General features: G+C 69.4%; 14 protein-coding genes and 1 riboswitch. Of the genes, 7 read left to right on the forward strand and 7 right to left on the reverse strand.

The genetic code is table 11. From position 1 onward, the window contains the following. Window positions 1-31: 31 nt before the first annotated feature. The gene (locus ACZ5XS_RS02740; RefSeq protein ID WP_468647384.1) at window positions 32-292 is read left to right on the forward strand and encodes a hypothetical protein; all 261 of its coding nucleotides are present in this window, start codon (window positions 32-34) and stop codon (window positions 290-292) included. Here the strand turns inward: ACZ5XS_RS02740 and ACZ5XS_RS02745 are convergent. From ACZ5XS_RS02745 to ACZ5XS_RS02765, 5 genes are all read right to left on the reverse strand, one after another. Then, window positions 205-1,218, reverse strand: coding sequence for a ribonucleotide-diphosphate reductase subunit beta (locus tag ACZ5XS_RS02745; RefSeq protein ID WP_468647385.1), 1,014 nt, complete (start codon window positions 1,216-1,218; stop codon window positions 205-207). The two genes, ACZ5XS_RS02740 and ACZ5XS_RS02745, sit on opposite strands and share 88 nt — an antisense overlap. After that, window positions 1,218-3,578 (reverse strand): ribonucleoside-diphosphate reductase subunit alpha, encoded by a 2,361-nt coding sequence (locus ACZ5XS_RS02750; protein ID WP_468647386.1) that lies wholly within the window; start codon window positions 3,576-3,578, stop codon window positions 1,218-1,220. The genes ACZ5XS_RS02745 and ACZ5XS_RS02750 overlap by 1 nt, the downstream gene beginning before the upstream one ends. Window positions 3,579-3,703: 125 nt before the next feature. After that, a riboswitch (cobalamin riboswitch) is annotated at window positions 3,704-3,832 on the reverse strand. 176 nt (window positions 3,833-4,008) lie between these two features. Next, window positions 4,009-5,619, reverse strand: a complete 1,611-nt coding sequence (gene mctP / locus ACZ5XS_RS02755) for a monocarboxylate uptake permease MctP (protein WP_468647387.1) — start codon at window positions 5,617-5,619, stop codon at window positions 4,009-4,011. Then, window positions 5,616-5,870, reverse strand: a complete 255-nt coding sequence (locus ACZ5XS_RS02760) for a DUF3311 domain-containing protein (protein ID WP_217239442.1) — start codon at window positions 5,868-5,870, stop codon at window positions 5,616-5,618. Before ACZ5XS_RS02760 ends, mctP begins: the two co-directional genes overlap by 4 nt. 164 nt (window positions 5,871-6,034) lie before the next feature. Then, window positions 6,035-6,799 (reverse strand): GntR family transcriptional regulator, encoded by a 765-nt coding sequence (locus ACZ5XS_RS02765; protein WP_217239441.1) that lies wholly within the window; start codon window positions 6,797-6,799, stop codon window positions 6,035-6,037. Between the two features lie 420 nt (window positions 6,800-7,219). Between ACZ5XS_RS02765 and ACZ5XS_RS02770 the strand changes: the two genes are divergently transcribed. The 4 genes from ACZ5XS_RS02770 to ACZ5XS_RS02785 all read left to right on the forward strand — a co-directional run bounded on the left by ACZ5XS_RS02770 (window position 7,220) and on the right by ACZ5XS_RS02785 (window position 11,978). Further along, the gene (locus ACZ5XS_RS02770; RefSeq protein WP_468647388.1) at window positions 7,220-8,506 is read left to right on the forward strand and encodes an extracellular solute-binding protein; all 1,287 of its coding nucleotides are present in this window, start codon (window positions 7,220-7,222) and stop codon (window positions 8,504-8,506) included. A gap of 123 nt (window positions 8,507-8,629) precedes the next feature. After that, the gene (locus ACZ5XS_RS02775; RefSeq protein WP_217239439.1) at window positions 8,630-9,616 is read left to right on the forward strand and encodes a carbohydrate ABC transporter permease; all 987 of its coding nucleotides are present in this window, start codon (window positions 8,630-8,632) and stop codon (window positions 9,614-9,616) included. After that, window positions 9,613-10,455, forward strand: a complete 843-nt coding sequence (locus ACZ5XS_RS02780) for a carbohydrate ABC transporter permease (RefSeq protein WP_468647389.1) — start codon at window positions 9,613-9,615, stop codon at window positions 10,453-10,455. Before ACZ5XS_RS02775 ends, ACZ5XS_RS02780 begins: the two co-directional genes overlap by 4 nt. Window positions 10,456-10,463: 8 nt before the next feature. Continuing rightward, window positions 10,464-11,978 (forward strand): glycoside hydrolase family 3 protein, encoded by a 1,515-nt coding sequence (locus ACZ5XS_RS02785; protein WP_468647390.1) that lies wholly within the window; start codon window positions 10,464-10,466, stop codon window positions 11,976-11,978. 585 nt (window positions 11,979-12,563) lie between these two features. Here the strand turns inward: ACZ5XS_RS02785 and nagB are convergent. Together nagB and ACZ5XS_RS02795 are read right to left on the reverse strand one after the other, a co-directional pair. Beyond that, on the reverse strand, window positions 12,564-13,349 hold the full coding sequence (gene nagB / locus ACZ5XS_RS02790) for a glucosamine-6-phosphate deaminase (protein ID WP_468647391.1): 786 nt from the start codon (window positions 13,347-13,349) through the stop codon (window positions 12,564-12,566). Window positions 13,350-13,530: 181 nt separating this feature from the next. Then, on the reverse strand, window positions 13,531-14,283 hold the full coding sequence (locus ACZ5XS_RS02795; protein ID WP_468647392.1) for an SDR family oxidoreductase: 753 nt from the start codon (window positions 14,281-14,283) through the stop codon (window positions 13,531-13,533). A gap of 96 nt (window positions 14,284-14,379) precedes the next feature. Between ACZ5XS_RS02795 and ACZ5XS_RS02800 the strand changes: the two genes are divergently transcribed. Both ACZ5XS_RS02800 and ACZ5XS_RS02805 read left to right on the forward strand, forming a co-directional pair. Then, window positions 14,380-15,012 carry a TetR/AcrR family transcriptional regulator gene (locus tag ACZ5XS_RS02800; protein WP_468647393.1) on the forward strand — a complete coding sequence of 211 codons (633 nt, stop codon included), beginning with the start codon at window positions 14,380-14,382 and terminating at the stop codon, window positions 15,010-15,012. 374 nt (window positions 15,013-15,386) lie between these two features. Further along, entirely contained in the window at window positions 15,387-16,862 is a 1,476-nt protein-coding gene (locus tag ACZ5XS_RS02805; RefSeq protein WP_468647394.1) for a sensor histidine kinase, read from the forward strand. Window positions 16,863-16,938: the final 76 nt, after the last annotated feature.

Here is a 16,938-nt window from a genome sequence, read left to right on the forward strand (position 1 = left end):
GTCAGGAGTGTCCTGCGGGACAGTGGTGTCCATGAACGCGACACAGACAGAAGGCCTGATCGGAATGCTCACCGTCCTCGGGATCCTGGTCCTCCTGGTCCTCCCGTCAGTGATCGGTCTCGCGCACGACCGGCGCGTCGACCGTCAGATCAGGGAGGCCCAGGAGGCCCAGGAAGGCCGGGAGGCCCGTGAGGACCACGAGGATCAGAAGTCCTCGTCCAGGTCCACGGTGCCCTCCACCGCGACCTGGTACGCCGACGGACGCCGCTCGAAGAAGTTGGTCAGCTCCTGAACACCCTGGAGCTCCATGAAGGAGAACGGGTTCTCCGAGCCGTAGACCGGGGCGAAGCCGAGGCGGGTGAGGCGCTGGTCGGCGACGCACTCCAGATACTGGCGCATGGACTCGGTGTTCATGCCCGGGAGGCCGTCACCGCACAGATCCCGCCCGAACTGGAGCTCCGCCTCGACGGCCTCCTTGAGCATGTCGACGACCTGCTGCCGCAGCAGGTCGTCGAACAGTTCCGGCTCCTCCTTGCGGACGGTGTCGACCACCTCGAAGGCGAAGCTCATGTGCATCGTCTCGTCCCGGAAGACCCAGTTGGTCCCGGTGGCCAGACCGTGCAGCAGACCACGGCTGCGGAACCAGTAGACGTACGCGAAGGCGCCGTAGAAGAACAGGCCCTCGATGCACGCGGCGAAGCAGATGAGGTTGAGGAGGAAGCGGCGGCGGTCGGCCTTGGTCTCCAGCCGGTCCAGCTTCTCGACCTCGTTGATCCACTTGAAGCAGAACTCGGCCTTCTCGCGGATGGAGGGGATGTTCTCCACGGCGTCGAAGGCGGCAGCCCGGTCCTGTGGGTCGGGCAGGTAGGTGTCCAGGAGGGTCAGGTAGAACTGGACGTGGACCGCTTCCTCGAAGAGCTGCCTGCTGAGGTACAGCCGCGCCTCGGGGGAGTTGATGTGCTTGTACAGGGTCAGCACGAGGTTGTTCGCGACGATCGAGTCGCCCGTCGCGAAGAACGCGACCAGCCGGCCGATCATGTGCTGCTCGCCCGGCGTGAGCTTCGCGAGGTCGGCGACGTCCGAGTGGAGGTCGACCTCCTCGACGGTCCAGGTGTTCTTGATGGCGTCCCGGTAGCGCTCGTAGAAGTCCGGGTAGCGCATGGGGCGCAGGGTCAGCTCGAAGCCCGGGTCGAGCAGGTTCTTGGCTTCGCTGGTCATCACTGGCAGGCCTCGCAGGACTCGGGGTTTTCCAGGGAGCAGGCGACGGCCTCTTCGGGGGCCGGCTGCTGGACGGGGGCGGCGGCGGACCGGGCCGCGCGGGCGATGCGGGTCGCCGGGCGCGAGCGCAGGTAGTACGTCGTCTTCAGGCCCGACTTCCAGGCGTACGCGTACATCGAGGAGAGCTTGCCGATGGTCGGCGTCTCCAGGAACAGGTTCAGGGACTGGGACTGGTCCAGGAACGGGGTCCGGGCCGCCGCCATGTCGATGAGGCCGCGCTGCGGGATCTCCCACGCCGTGCGGTACAGCGCCCGTACGTCCGCGGGGATCCAGGTGAAGTCCTGTACCGAGCCGTTGGCGTCGCGCAGCGCCTCACGGGTGCGGGCGTCCCAGACGCCGAGCCGCTTCAGCTCGTCCACCAGGTACGAGTTGACCTGGAGGAACTCGCCCGACAGGGTCTCGCGCTTGAACAGGTTGGACACCTGCGGCTCGATGCACTCGTAGACACCCGCGATCGACGCGATGGTGGCGGTCGGCGCGATCGCGAGGAGCAGGGCGTTGCGCATGCCGGTCACGGCGACGCGGGCCCGCAGGGCCGCCCAGCGCTCCGGCCAGGTCAGTTCGACGTCGTAGTGGTCGGGATGCAGAACCCCCTTGGCCGTACGGGTCTTGTCCCAGGCCGGCAGCGGGCCGTTGCGCTCGGCCAGGTCGGCGGAGGCCTCGTACGCGGCGAGCATGATGCGCTCGGCGATGCGGGTGGAGAGCTGACGGGCCTGTGGCGAGTCGAAGTGCAGCCGCAGCTGGAAGAAGACGTCCTGGAGGCCCATCACGCCGAGGCCCACCGGGCGCCACCGGGCGTTGGAGCGGCCCGCCTGCTCGGTCGGGTAGAAGTTGATGTCGACCACGCGGTCGAGGAAGGTGACGGCGGTGCGGACGGTCTCGTCGAGGCGGTCCCAGTCGATGTCCCCGGCCGTCCGGTCGACGAACGCGCCGAGGTTCACCGAGCCCAGGTTGCAGACCGCCGTCTCCCCGTCGTCCGTGACCTCCAGGATCTCCGTGCAGAGGTTGGAGGAGTGCACGACATGACCCGGCTCGGCCGTCTGGTTGGCCGTGCGGTTGGCGGCGTCCTTGAAGGTCATCCAGCCGTTGCCGGTCTGCGCGAGGGTGCGCATCATGCGGCCGTAGAGGTCGCGGGCCGGGATGGTCTTGCGGGCGAGGCCCTTTTCTTCGGCCTCGCGGTAGGCGGCGTCGAACTCCTCGCCCCACAGGTCGACCAGTTCCGGCGCGTCGGCGGGGGAGAACAGCGACCACTGCGCGTCCGCGTTCACACGGCGCATGAACTCGTCCGGGACCCAGTGCGCGAGGTTCAGGTTGTGCGTACGGCGGGCGTCCTCACCGGTGTTGTCGCGCAGCTCCAGGAACTCCTCGATGTCGGAGTGCCAGGTCTCCAGGTAGACCGCGGCGGCGCCCTTGCGCCGGCCGCCCTGGTTCACGGCGGCGACCGAGGCGTCGAGGGTCTTCAGGAACGGGACGATGCCGTTGGAGTGGCCGTTCGTGCCGCGGATCAGGGAGCCCCGGGAGCGGATGCGGGAGTAGGCGATGCCGATGCCGCCCGCGTGCTTGGAGAGCCGCGCGACCTGGTGGTAGCGGTCGTAGATGGAGTCCAGCTCGTCCTTCGGGGAGTCGAGGAGGTAGCAGGACGACATCTGCGGGTGCCGGGTGCCGGAGTTGAAGAGGGTGGGGGAGGAGGGGAGGTAGTCGAGACGGCTCATGAGCCGGTAGAGCGCGGCGACTTCGTCGAGAGCCCTGACCGTGTCGTCCTCGGCGAGCCCGGACGCCACCCGGAGCATGAAGTGCTGCGGCGTCTCGATCACCCGGCGGGTGATCGGGTGCCGGAGCAGATAGCGGCTGTGCAGCGTGCGCAGGCCGAAGTAGCCGAACCGGTCGTCGGCGTGCACGTCGACCAGGGCGTCGAGGCGGTCGGCGTGGACCCGTGCGAACTCGGCCGTACGGTCCGCGATGAGGCCCTCGCGGTGGCCCACCGCGACCGACTCCCTGAAGGACGTGACGCCCTGGGAGGCGGCTTCCGCGCGGATGTTGACGGTCAGCAGGCGGGCGGCGAGCCGCGAGTAGGCGGGGTCCTCCGAGATGAGGCCGGCGGCCGCCTCGGTGGCCAGCTCGCGCAGTTCCGTCCCATCCGCCCGCGCGGACCGGCCGCGGAGCGCGGCGGCGGCGACCCGGCCGGGGTCGGCGTCGGGGAGGTCGGCGGTCAGCTCGGTCAGGGTCCGCAGCAACACGGTCCCGGGACCGTCGTCGGCCACCGGGGTCACTGAAGCCGGATCTGCTGGCGCGATGGTCACGTGGGGCTCTCCCTCGCTCGGCACGGGGGCCCTGCGGAGGGCAGGCGGCAGCACACGAGCGCACGCGGCGTCGCGTCCAGCCGGCCCATTCCACGAGGCCCGGACGTCATGGCACCCGGACCTGATGGCCGGGCGCGCTGTCGACAGGTCCTCGGACTGACTCTCGTGCCCGTATTTACGCGCATGAGTACACCGTTGCGGGACAGTTCCGGATTCGCACCGGATTCCCCTGCGACGACAGCGAGCATGAGCATACATCTTGTGCCGGGCGGCGACAGCACCCCCATATGTTGTGTCGCGCCGGTTTCGGAGTGTCAACTGGTCGGTGTGGAGAGTGATCTCCTCGACGTCCCCTCGCGGCCGTCGGAGGCAGGCGGGGAAACGACGACGGGCCGCCGGATCACTCCGGCGGCCCGTGCTGACGTACGACTCAGTGCGTGGTGCCCGCGGTCGCCGGCGGCAGCTCCACCTGGACGCCCGGGTCGCCGGCGTCCGCCGTGTAGTCCGCCGGGGACGTCTCGTCGATGCCCTCGGGGGCCTTGAGCGCCTTCAGGACGAAGGTGAGGACCACCGTGACGGCGACGTTGAGGAGGAACGCGGTCAGGCCGATGTAGCCGATCTCCCCGATGCCGGGGATCTCCTTGGACGAGCCGCCGAAGTGCTTCTGCGTCGGCGAGGCCACGCCGTACGCGGCGACCGTGCCGTAGATCATGCCGACCGCCCAGCCGGCGAGCAGGGCCCAGCGGTGGAACCAGCGCGTGAACAGGCCGCCGACCAGGGCGGGGAAGGTCTGCAGGATCCAGATGCCGCCGAGCAGCTGGAAGTTGATGGCGACCGTCTTGTCCATGGTGAGGACGAAGGCCAGCGCGCCGACCTTCACCAGCAGGGACACCAGCTTGGAGACCTTGGTCTCCTGCGCCGGCGTGGCGTCCGGCTTGATGAAGTCCTTGTAGATGTTGCGGGTGAAAAGGTTCGCGGCCGCGATCGACATGATCGCCGCCGGCACCAGCGCGCCGATGCCGATCGCCGCGAAGGCCACGCCCGCGAACCAGTCCGGGAACATGTTCTCGAACAGCTGAGGGATGGCCAGCTGCGGGTTGGCGACGTCGACACCGCTCGCGATGGCCATGAAGCCGAGCAGGGCGAGCAACCCCAGCATCAGCGAATACAGCGGCAGGATCGTGGTGTTGCGGCGGATCACCTCACGGCTCTTGGAGGACAGCGTCGCCGTGATCGAGTGCGGGTACATGAACAGCGCCAGTGCGGAGCCGAGCGCGAGGGTCGCGTACGTCCACTGGCCGGCCTCGGGCGGGACCAGTCCGCCCGCCTTGGCGGCGGTGTACTTCTCGTTCGCCGAGGCGAAGATGTCGTCGAACCCGCCCAGCTTGATCGGGATGTAGATGATCGCCACCGCGATGACGATGTAGATCAGCGTGTCCTTCACGAACGCGATCAGCGCGGGCGCGCGCAGCCCCGAGGAGTAGGTGTACGCCGCGAGTACACCGAAGGCGATCAGCAGCGGCAGGTCCTTGACGAACCAGTTGGTGTCCTCGCCACCGCCGACGCCCATCACGTCGAGAACGGCCTGGATGCCGACCAGTTGGAGCGCGATGTACGGCATCGTCGCCAGGATGCCGGTCACGGCCACGGCGAGGGACAGGCCCTTCGAGCCGAAGCGGCCGCGCACGAAGTCCGAGGTCGTCACGTACCCGTGCTTGTGCGAGACCGACCACAGGCGCGGCAGGAACGTGAAGATCAGCGGGTAGACCAGGATCGTGTACGGCACCGCGAAGAAGCCGGCCGCGCCCGCCGCGTAGATCGCCGCCGGTACGGCGACGAAGGTGTACGCCGTGTACAGGTCGCCGCCGAGGAGGAACCAGGTGACCCAGGTGCCGAACGACCGGCCGCCCAGGCCCCACTCGTCGAGGCTGTGCTCGTTCTCGGCCTTGCGCCAGCGTGCGGCCAGGAAGCCCAGGACGGTGACGGCCAGGAAGAAGAAGATGAAGACGGCGAGTGCGACGCCGTTCACGCCCTCGTTCACTTGTCGGCACCTTCCTGACGGCCGCTCTGGTCACGGCGCCACAGCTTGTACGCGATCATCGTGAGCGCCGTGGAGATCAGCACCCATGCCATCTGGTACCAGTAGAAGAACGGGATGCCGATGAAGGCGGGGTCGGTCTTCGCGTACGAACCCACCCACAGCATGGCCACGAAGGGGGCGAAGAGGCAGAGCGCGATGACCACGCGGACCGGTGTCACCACCGGTGGTCTCATTTCAGGCGCATTGGACATACCGCGGCTCCGTCCCCTCGTTGATCACCGGTGCGATGCGCAGGCAATCTAGGCGACGGTGTCAGGAGAGCGGAAGCCCTCGTCCGTATATCGGTATGTGGTGGTTCTGTGCTCCCTCGGCGCTGTTTCCGCCCTCGGCAGCAGGGGAATGCCTGCCGGAATCCCTAGTCCTGGGGCCTCTTGAGGCGGGCGACGAACTTGTAGCGGTCGCCGCGGTAGACGGACCGCACCCACTCCACCGGCTCGCCCTGCCGGTCCAGCGAGTGGCGGGACAGCATCAGCATCGGCAGGCCGACGTCGGTGCCGAGCAGGCCGGCCTCGCGCGGGGTGGCCAGCGAGGTCTCGATGGTCTCCTCGGCCTCGGCGAGATGGACGTCGTACACCTCGGCGAGCGCGGTGTAGAGGGACGTGTACTTGACCAGGGACCTGCGCAGGGCCGGGAAGCGCTTCGCGCTGAGGTGGGTCGTCTCGATGGCCATCGGCTCCCCGTTGGCCATGCGCAGGCGCTCGATGCGCAGCACCCGGCCGCCGGCCGTGATGTCGAGCAGGCCGGCGAGGCGGTCGTCGGCGGTGATGTAGCCGATGTCGAGCAGCTGGGAGGTGGGTTCGAGGCCCTGGGCGCGCATGTCCTCGGTGTACGAGGTCAGTTGGAGCGCCTGCGAGACCTTCGGTTTGGCGACGAAGGTGCCCTTGCCCTGAATGCGTTCCAGGCGTCCCTCGACGACCAGCTCCTGAAGAGCCTGGCGCACGGTGGTGCGCGAGGTGTCGAACTCGGCGGCCAGCGTGCGCTCGGGCGGCACGGGGGTGCCGGGCGACTGCGTCTCCGTCATGTCGAGCAGATGCTTCTTCAGGCGGTAGTACTTGGGCACGCGCGCGGTACGGACGATCGCCCCACCCTCGTTCTCCGCACTGCTGACGTCGGTGCTCATGCTCTGCCTTCCCGGCTCCGGGTGCCGAAGCGGCCGACATCCCGTCGGCCACGGCTCACATCGTGGCACGGCAGCGTACCGGGATCTCCCGCGCGCTGCGTGATCTCCTCTGTATACCCCTGAGATCGCTGCTGGTCTAGTCCACCAGGCCTCCTTCCCTCGCGGGTGGTCGCCGGAACTGGTCCGTCCGATCTGTCGCTTGTCTGGCGCTTGCGGAATGAAAGGTCCCTGCATATCTCGGTACCGCAACGGACGCCCGGAGCCTGCTGGAACACCCTTGACAGCCCTATTGGTCTGGGCCAAGCTCCCCCTACTGGTCTACACCATTGGTCCAGGTCCCGGCCCCATGGGCGGTAGGTGCGTTCGACGCCGTTCACCGCAGGGAGCAGGGGGGTTTATGGCATCCCTGAGGAGGGTGGCGTGAAGCGCAAGCTGACAGCCGCGATCGGTATCGCGGGCATGATGGTCTCCATCGCGGCGTGCGGGGGCGACAGCGGCAGCGGGGACTCGGACAAGAGCGGCGCGGACGCCAAGGAGCTGACCGTCTGGCTCACCGTCGACGCGCAGAACAACTGGCCGGAGCTGGTGAAGGCGGCCGACGCCGCGGTCATCAAGGCGCACCCCGGCATCAAGATCAACCACGAGTACTACGGCTGGCCGGACAAGAACGCGAAGCTCGACGCGGTCCTCGCCACCGACAAGGCCCCCGACGTGGTCGAGATGGGCAACACCGAGATGCTGGGCTACATGGTCAAGGGAGCCTTCGCGCCCCTGGACCCGGCGAAGTTCGACAACTCCGCCGCCTGGCTGGACGGCCTCAAGGCCTCGGTGACGTACGAGGACAAGACCTACGGCGTCCCCTACTACGCCGGCGGCCGGGTCGCCAACTGGCGCAAGGACCTGTTCGCCTCCGTGGGCGTCAAGTCCGTCCCGAAGACGTACGACGAGCTCACCGCCGCCCTGGACAAGCTCCAGAAGGACAAGGGCGACAAGTTCAGCGCCTGGTACCAGCCCACCCGTGACTGGTACGCGGCCATGTCCTTCGTCTACGACGCCGGCGGCTCGATCGCCGTCGAGTCCGGCGGTCAGTGGAAGGGCAACCTCTCCGCGCCCGAGTCCCTCAAGGGCCTCGAGGAGTTCAAGAACGTCGTCGACGAGTACATGCACGGCGACAAGACCAAGGACGAGTCCGACCGCTACATCGTCTACGGCCAGGGCAAGTCCGGCATGATCTTCGCCCCCGCCTGGGAGGGCGCGACCGCCGCGGCGAAGGAGAACGACAAGACCGGCAAGCTCGCGGGCAACGTCGAGAACTTCGTGATGCCCGGCCCGTCCGGCAAGAGCCTCCCCGTCTTCCTGGGCGGCAGCGACCTCGCCGTCCCGGTGAAGTCCGACGCGCAGGCCGTGGCCGCCGAGTGGATCAACGCGTTCACCAACTCCACCGGCCAGAAGGGCCTGATGGCCAAGGGCAACCTGCCCAACAACAAGACCGACCTCGCCACCCTGAAGAACGACCCGGCGACGGCGGTCCCGGCCACCGCGGCCGAGTCCAACTGGTTCGTCCCGATGGCACCGGGCTGGGGTCAGGTCGAGAAGGCCCAGATCCTGCAGACCATGCTGCAGAGCATCGGCACCGGCAAGAAGTCGGTCGAGGACGCCGCGAAGGACGCGGACACCGCGATCGACAAGGTCATCAACAACAAGTGACCGGACGCAGGGCCCCGTTCGACCCCGGGAGCATCCGGGGGCGGGGCCCTGCTTCCCGTACGACCCGCCGGGTGGGCGTACGAGGGCTTCGGACGACCCGAGGGACCGCTGAGGAGCGCGCGGATGAGTGCCGACACGACCACCCCTGCCAAGGTGCCGCCACCGCGGCAGGCACCGCCACCACCGGCCGTGGCGAAGAAGCCGCCCAGAGTCCGGACTTCCGGCCAAGCGGGTACCCCCTGGCTCCTGCTCGCCCCCTGCCTCCTGATCCTGGCGCTCGTCCTCGGCTATCCGCTGGTCCGCCTGGTCGTCCTGTCCTTCCAGACGTTCGGGCAGTCCCAGCTGTGGGGCTTCCTGCCGGCCGAGTGGGTCGGGTTCGACAACTTCACGGGTGTGCTCGGCGACGCCGAGTTCTGGGCCGTCGTGGTCCGCACGATCGTCTTCGCGGCCGGCTGCGTGATCTTCACGATGGTCGCCGGCATGCTGATAGCGCTGCTGCTCCAGCGGGTGTCCGGCTGGGTGAAGACGCTCATCAACATCGCGCTGGTGGCCAGCTGGGGCATGCCGATCATCGTCGCCACCACCGTCTTCAAATGGCTCTTCGACGCCGACTACGGCATCCTCAACGCGCTGCTCAGCAAGCTGCCGGGGGTCGAGATGATCGGCCACAACTGGTTCGCCAGCGGGCCGCAGGGCCTGGCCGTGATCATGCTCCTGGTGGTCTGGGGGGCCGTACCCTTCGTCGTGATCACGCTGAGCGCCGGTCTCACCCAGGTCCCCAAGGAGCTGGAAGAGGCCGCCCGGCTCGACGGCGCGGGCGCCTGGGGCGTCTTCCGCTACGTCACCCTCCCCATCCTCAAGCCGATCATCGTGATGCTCACGACCCTGTCGGTCATCTGGGACATGGGCGTCTTCCCGCAGGTCTTCGTGATGCGCAACGGCCATCCCGAAGCCGAGTTCCAGATCCTCACCACGTACTCGTACGACCGCGCCTTCGTGGTCAACGACTACGCCCAGGGCTCGGCGATCGCCCTGCTCACCGTGCTGTTGCTGCTCGGCGTGGTCGCCGTCTACATGCGCCAGATGCTGAAGATCGGAGAGGTCGAATGAGCACACTGACGACTCCCGTGCACCGGAAGTCGAAGGCCGGCTGGAACCTCCTCGGTCTTCTCGTCTTCGTCACCGCCGGCTTCCCCGTCTACTGGATGCTCAACACGGCGTTCAAGCCGGCCAAGGACGCCATCGACCCGGACCCGAGCGTGCTGCCCACGGGCCTCACCCTCTCCAACTTCAGCCGCGCGCTGGACATCGCCGACTTCTGGGGCCCGGTCGGCCGCAGCCTCGTCGTGTCCCTCGCGGTGGTCGTGATCGGCATGGTCGTCGGCATGCTGGCCGCGCTCGCCATCTCCCGGTTCGCCTTCCGCGGCCGGAAGATCGTGATCGTGGGCATCCTCGCGGTCCAGATGGTCCCGCTGGTCGCGATGATCATCCCGGTCTTCCTGCTCCTGAACGACCTGGGCCAGTATGACCGGCTCACCGGCCTGGTCATCACGTATCTGACCTTCGTCCTCCCCTTCACGGTGTGGACGCTGCGCGGCTTCATCGTCAACATCCCCAAGGAGCTGGAGGAGGCGGCGATGGTCGACGGCTGCAGCCGCACCGGCGCCTTCGTCCGGGTGGTGTTCCCCCTGCTCGCCCCCGGCATGGTCGCCACCTCGGTCTACGGTTTCATCCAGGCCTGGAACGAGTACCTGTACGCCCTCATGCTGCTCAGCCAGAAGAACCAGACGGCGACCGTGTGGCTCGGCAACTTCACCACCAAGCACGGCACCGAGTACGCCCCGATGATGGCCGGATCCACCATGATGGCCGTGCCGATCGTCGTCCTGTTCCTCCTCGTCCAGCGCAAGATGGCCGCGGGCCTGACCGCGGGCGCCGTGAAGGGATAACGCCCCCGATGACGACATTCGCCAGCGGTACAGACACCCTGACCCGCGACGCCCTCACCGTCCTCCAGCCCGGCTTCACGGGCACCACCGCCCCGGACTGGCTGCTGCGCCGCCTGGGCGAGGGCCTCGCGTCCGTCGGCCTGTTCGGCCGCAACATCGCCTCTCCCGACCAACTGGCCGCCCTGACCGCCCAGTTGCGCGCCGAACGCGACGACGTCCTGGTCGCGATCGACGAGGAGGGCGGAGACGTGACGCGCCTGGAGGTGCGGACGGGCTCCAGCTTCCCCGGCAACCACGCGCTGGGCGCGGTCGACGACGTCTCGCTCACCCAGGAGGTGGCCTTCGAACTCGGCCGCCGCCTCGCCGCCTGCGGCGTGAACTTCAACTGGGCGCCGTCGGCCGACGTGAACTCGAACCCGTCGAACCCCGTCATCGGCGTACGGTCCTTCGGCGCCGACCCCGGCCTCGTCGCCCGGCACACCGCGGCCTACGTCACCGGCCTCCAGTCGGCCGGCGTCGCCGCCTGCACCAAGCACTTCCCGGGCCACGGCGACACCGCGATCGACTCCCACCACGCGCTCCCGCGCATCGACGCGGACCCGTCGGTGCTCCACGTCCGCGAACTGGGCCCGTTCAGCGCGGCGATCGCCGCCGGCACGCGGGCCGTGATGACCGCGCACATCCTGGTCCCGGCCCTGGACCCCCACCGCCCGGCCACGCTGTCCCGCCGGATCCTCACCGATCTGCTGCGCGGCGAACTCGGCTACGACGGCCTCATCGTCACCGACGGCATGGAAATGCAGGCCATCGCCGGCACCTACGGCATCGAACGCGGCAGCGTCCTCGCCCTCGCCGCCGGCGCCGACGCGATCTGCGTGGGCGGCGGCCTGTCCGACGACGCGACGGTACGCCGCCTGCGCGACGCCCTGACCACCGCGGTACACACCGGCGAACTCCGCGAGGAACGTCTGGCGGAGGCGGCGGAACGGGTCCGTGGGCTGGCTCGGTGGACGGCGTCACAAGGGCCAGGCCCGGTGCCGGCGTCCGGGGATGCCTCTCCCGCGCGCGAGTCCTTCGGAGGGGACATCGGCCTGCGTGCGGCCCGCCGTGCCCTTCGGCTGACCGGCGCCGAGGACTTCACCCCGCTCACCGAAGCGCCGTACGTCGCCGCACTCACCCCCGTCGCCAACTTCGCCGTCGGCGACGAGACCCCGTGGGGCGTCGCCGCGGAACTCACCCGCCTGCTGCCCGGCACGGAGACCGGGAGCTACGCGGGGGAGGAGGCAGGGGCCTCGGCCCTGGCGTCGGCCGGCCCGCGCCGCATCGTCGCCGTGGTCCGCGACGAACACCGCCACCCCTGGATGGCCGCGGCCCTCGACACCCTCCTGGCCTCGCGCCCGGACACGATCGTCGTGGAAATGGGCCTCCCCCAGGCCACCCCCCGAGGCGCCCTCCACATCGCCACCCACGGCGCCGCCCGCGTCTGCGGCCGAGCGGCGGCGGAGATCATCGCGGGGGCGTAACCACACGGCGAGCGGCGGAACGGCTTGGCGCCACCCACTTTGCGGCCGGCCTCCAGACCCACCCCGAGGGCTTTCCCGGCACTGGGGGTGGGGGGCCGGGGGGGACCTGGGCCGAGCCTCGGCGCAGGCCGGCCCGTCCTACGCAGATGGACCCTCGTAGCGCCCGGCCGACAGGCTCTCCACGTCGGCGGGCTTCCATTCACGCGGATTACCAGCCCGTCCACCGCGCGGTGGGACAGGCACGCTGCTGCGCGGGGGAGCCTCCATTCCGGTGGGCGGACTTCCTGCATCGGCAGGCCTCCACGCTGCCCGGCAGGCAGGCTCATACGCGGGCGGGCCTCCATTCCGGTGGGCGGGCTCCCTCATGGTCGGAGCTTCGCCCTGCTTGGTGGGTGGGCTCCCGTGCCGACGGGTCTCCGCCCCGCGCCGGGCATGCTCCCAAGCGGCCGGGCGCGCTCCCGCACGGCCGGGCGCGCTCCCGAGCGCGGGTGAGCCTCCGCCCCGCCGAGCCCGCACGGGCCGTCCGCACCACGAAGGTGCCGGTCACAGCCCTCCCCGGGTGAGCCCGCCCCGCCCCTGCCCTCGCTAGATCCCCTGCCACTCCGGCTTGTTGGCGTACGTGTGGCGGAAGTAGTCCGCCAGCTTCAGCTTGGACGCGGCGGCATCGTCGACGACGACCGTCGCGTGCGGATGGAGCTGGAGTGCCGAAGCCGGGCACACCGCGGCGATCGGTCCCTCGACGGTCGCGGCGACCGCGTCCGCCTTGCCCTCGCCGGTCGCCAGCAGCACCAGGTGCCGGGCCTCCAGGATGGTTCCGATGCCCTGCGTGATGACGTGGTGCGGCACCTGTTCTATGACGCCGTCGAAGAAGCGTGCGTTGTCGAACCGCGTCTGCTCGGTCAGCGTCTTGATCCGCGTGCGCGAGGCCAGCGAGGAGCAGGGCTCGTTGAAGCCGATGTGTCCGTCGGTCCCGATCCCCAGCAGCTGCAGATCCACCCCGCCGGCCTCGGCCAACGCCCTGTCGTACGCCTCGCACGCCCCCTGGACGTCCTCGGCGGTGCCGTCCGGCCCCATGAACGCGTCCATCCCGATGCCGAGCGGCTCCAGTACCTCGCGCCCGAGCACCGAACGGTACGACTCCGGATGCTCGGCGGGCAGCCCCACGTACTCGTCGAGCTGAGCGATCCGGACCCGCGAGGCGTCCACGGCGCCGGAACGCACCTTCGCCGCCAGCGCCTCGTAGACGGGCAGCGGCGTCGAGCCGGTGGCCACGCCGAGCAGGGCCCCGGGCTTGCGCCGGAGCAGTTGTGCCATGGCCTCGGCGATGAGCTCGCCGCCCGACTTGGCGTCCGGAACGATGACAACTTCCACGCTGCGCCTGCCGATCTGAAGAGGGGGACGCGACTCTGAAGAGGGGACCTCGACTGTGACCCGAAAGGGCCTATGTGGTTTAGACCAATCTAACAGAGGCCGGTCTCACGGCCCAGGTGGCAGAAGGCACACAGGCCGACGGCGTCGGCGCCGAGACGCTCGCCCCGGCGCCCCCGCCCGGCTACTTCAGCGAGCCCCCCGTTGCGTCGACCCAGCTCCCCGTGACCCATGCGCCGGCCTCCGACGCCAAGAACGCCACCACGTCGGCGACGTCGCCCGGCGTCCCGACCCGCCCCAGCGCCGACACGGCCGCCGCGCCCGCCCAGGCCGCGTCGTCGGCCCGCAGCCAGTCGGCGTTGACGTCGGTGTCGATTATCCCGGGGGCCACGGTGTTCACGGTGATGCCCCGAGGCCCCAGCACCTTGGACAGATCGCGGGTGAAGACGTCGAGGGCCGCCTTCGTCATCGCGTACGCCATCTTGTCCGGCATTGCGGCGTTGCGCGCGAGGCCCGAGGAGATGTTGACGACCCGCCCGCCGTCCCGCAGCCGTGATGCGCCCTGCTGCGTGATGAAGTGCGGCGCCTTCACGTTCACCGCGAAGACCCGGTCGTACTCCTTCTCGTCGATCTCCTCGAACGGCCGCGACGTCCCGATTCCGGCGTTGTTCACCAGGATGTCCAGCCCGTCCGCGTGCCGGTCGAACTCCTCCCACAAGGCCTCGGCGTCACCGGGGCGCCCCAGCTCGACGCCGACCGCGAATGCCGAGCCGCCCGCCTCCTCGATCGCGGCGACCGTGTCCTTCGCGGCCGCCTCGTTCCTGCCGTAGTGCACGGCGACCCGCGCGCCGTCACGTCCCAGCCGCTCGGCGATCCCTCGCCCGATTCCCCTGCTCGCCCCCGTGACGAGTGCCGTCCTGCCGGTGAACACGCCCATGTCGGCGCCCCCTTCGTATTTGTCTAGCGGTCGCTACAGAAAAACCGTACAACACCCCGCCGCCATTTCTCTAGCACCCGCTATAAAATGCACTCCATGGTGAACACCGAGGACACCCAGGTGAAGTCCGGGCCGGCGTCCAGGCCGCGCGGCCGTCCGCGCTCCTTCGACCGTGCGACCGCGCTGGAGAGGGCGGTCATGGCCTTCTGGGAGCACGGCTACGAGGCGACCTCGGTCTCCGACCTCACGCGGACCATGGGTATAGGCGCCCCGAGCCTGTATGCGGCCTTCGGCGACAAGCGGTCACTGTTCGAGGAAGTCGTCCGCGTGTACGGCGGGACGTACGGCTCGTTCGCGCAGCGCGCCCTGGAGGAGGAACCCGCCGCGCGCGCCGCGGTCCAGCGGCTGCTGCGCGAGGCCGCGGTGGAGTTCACCGATCCCGCCCACCCGTACGGATGCCTGGTGATCCACGCGGCCACCAACTGCACGACACCCGAGGTGGAGGGCGCCCTGCGCCGGCAGCGCAACGCCAACATCGCCGTCATGGAGAGTCGCATCAGGACGGACATCGCCACCGGCGAGCTGCCACCGGACACCGACGCCGCCGCGCTCGCACGGCACTCGGCCGCCGTCTTCCAGGGCATGTCCCAACAGGCGCGCGACGGCGCGAACCGGGGGGAGTTGGAGGCGCTCGCGGAAATTGCCATGGCCATCTGGCCCCGCACATGAACCCACACGGGTTAGGCTGCGTGAAGGATGCCAGAGGCTCCGAACACGGGGACCAGCGGTCGCGCCGCACGGAAAAGTCCCAACAACAAACAGGCTTCAACGCATGGACACATGTAGTGGTCTAGTCCACAATGCGTAGGGACAAGAGAATACGAGCACACTTCCGCCTTCCCCGCACAGGAAGGCGGACCGAGGAACCGGAGCTCTCTGCCCTGACTGCCCCGGCTCCTCATCCTTCGGCCGACCGGGACCGCACACCCCACGGCCGATGTTGCTCCGGGCTGCGGTGCCGGGAGGGTTGAGGGTCCCTCCCAGGCGCCGCGGCCCGCGGGTGTTTTACGGGCCCGTCCACCTGCCCAGGTACGCTCGCACACGTGCCCTCCATGAACGAACTCGTACACCAGCACACGGCTCTCGACGACTCCGACCTCGAGTGGCTGCACCTGCTGGTCTCGGAGTGGCAGCTGCTCTCCGACCTCTCCTTCGCCGACCTCGTGCTGTGGGTTCCCACCCGCGACGGCACCCGCTACGTCTCCGTAGCCCAGATGCGGCCCAACACCGGCCCCACCTCGTACCAGGACGACATGGTCGGCCACCTCGTCCCGCGCGGCCGCCGCCCCCTGCTGGACGCCGCCCACGACGAGGGCCGGATCGTGCGCGAGGGCGACCCCGAGTGGCGCGAGGAGGTCCCGGTCCGCGTCGAGTCGATTCCCGTACGACGGGAAGGGCGCGTTCTCGGCGTCATCGCGCGCAACACCAACCTCCTCACGGTGCGCACCCCGAGCCGCCTGGAGCTGACGTACCTCCAGAGCGCCTCGGACCTCGCGCAGATGATCGCGGCCGGTTCCTTCCCGTTCGCGAACCAGCAGGTCGACATGGACGCCTCGCCCCGTGTCGGCGACGGCCTGATCCGCCTCGACGCGGACGGCATCGTCCAGTACGCCTCGCCGAACGCGCTGTCCGCCTACCACCGCATGGGCCTGGCCGCCGACCTCGTCGGCCACCATCTGGGCGAGACCACCGCGGAACTGGCCCCGAGCCACGGGCCGGTGGACGAAGCGCTCGCCAAGGTCGCCAGCGGCTGGGCACCGCGTGAGTTCGAGATCGAGTCCCGCGACGGGGTGATCCAGTTCAGGGCGATCCCGCTCAAGCCCAAGGGCACCCGCATCGGTTCGCTGGTGCTGCTCCGCGACGTCACCGAACTGCGCCGCCGTGAGCGCGAGTTGATCACCAAGGACGCCACCATCCGGGAGATCCACCACCGCGTCAAGAACAACCTTCAGACGGTGGCGGCCCTGCTGAGGCTCCAGGCCCGGCGCATCGAGTCCGACCGCGGCCGGGAAGCGCTCGAAGAGGCCGTACGGCGGGTCGGGTCGATCGCGATCGTGCACGAGACGCTGTCCCAGAACCTGGACGAGCGCGTGGAGTTCGACGAGATCGCCGACCGCGTCCTCGCGATGGTCGCCGAGATCTCGCCGGGCAAGGTCACCGGCCGGCGCAGCGGCCGCTTCGGCATCCTGGACGCGGAGGTCGCCACGCCCCTGTCCATGGTCCTGACCGAGATCCTCCAGAACGCCCTGGAGCACGGGTTCCGCGAGGGCGAGACCGGCACTGTCGAGGTCACCGCGGTCCGCGGCGGCACCACCAAGGAGGCCCGCCTCCTCGTCACCGTCCAGGACGACGGCGTCGGCCTCCCCGAGGGCTTCGACCCGCGCACCTCCGGCAACCTGGGCCTGCAGATCGTACGAACCCTGGTCGAGGGCGAGTTGGGCGGCACGTTCGACATGGTTCCGGCACCGGAGCGGGGGACCCAGGTGATCCTGGACCTCCCGGTGCGGCCGAACAAGTAGGACACAACGAGCAGCGCACAGCAAAGAGCCCCGGACCGTTCAGGGTCCGGGGCTCAACATGCTCGTTGCCAGCTTT

The organism is Streptomyces sp. NPDC033131 (assembly GCF_055578365.1).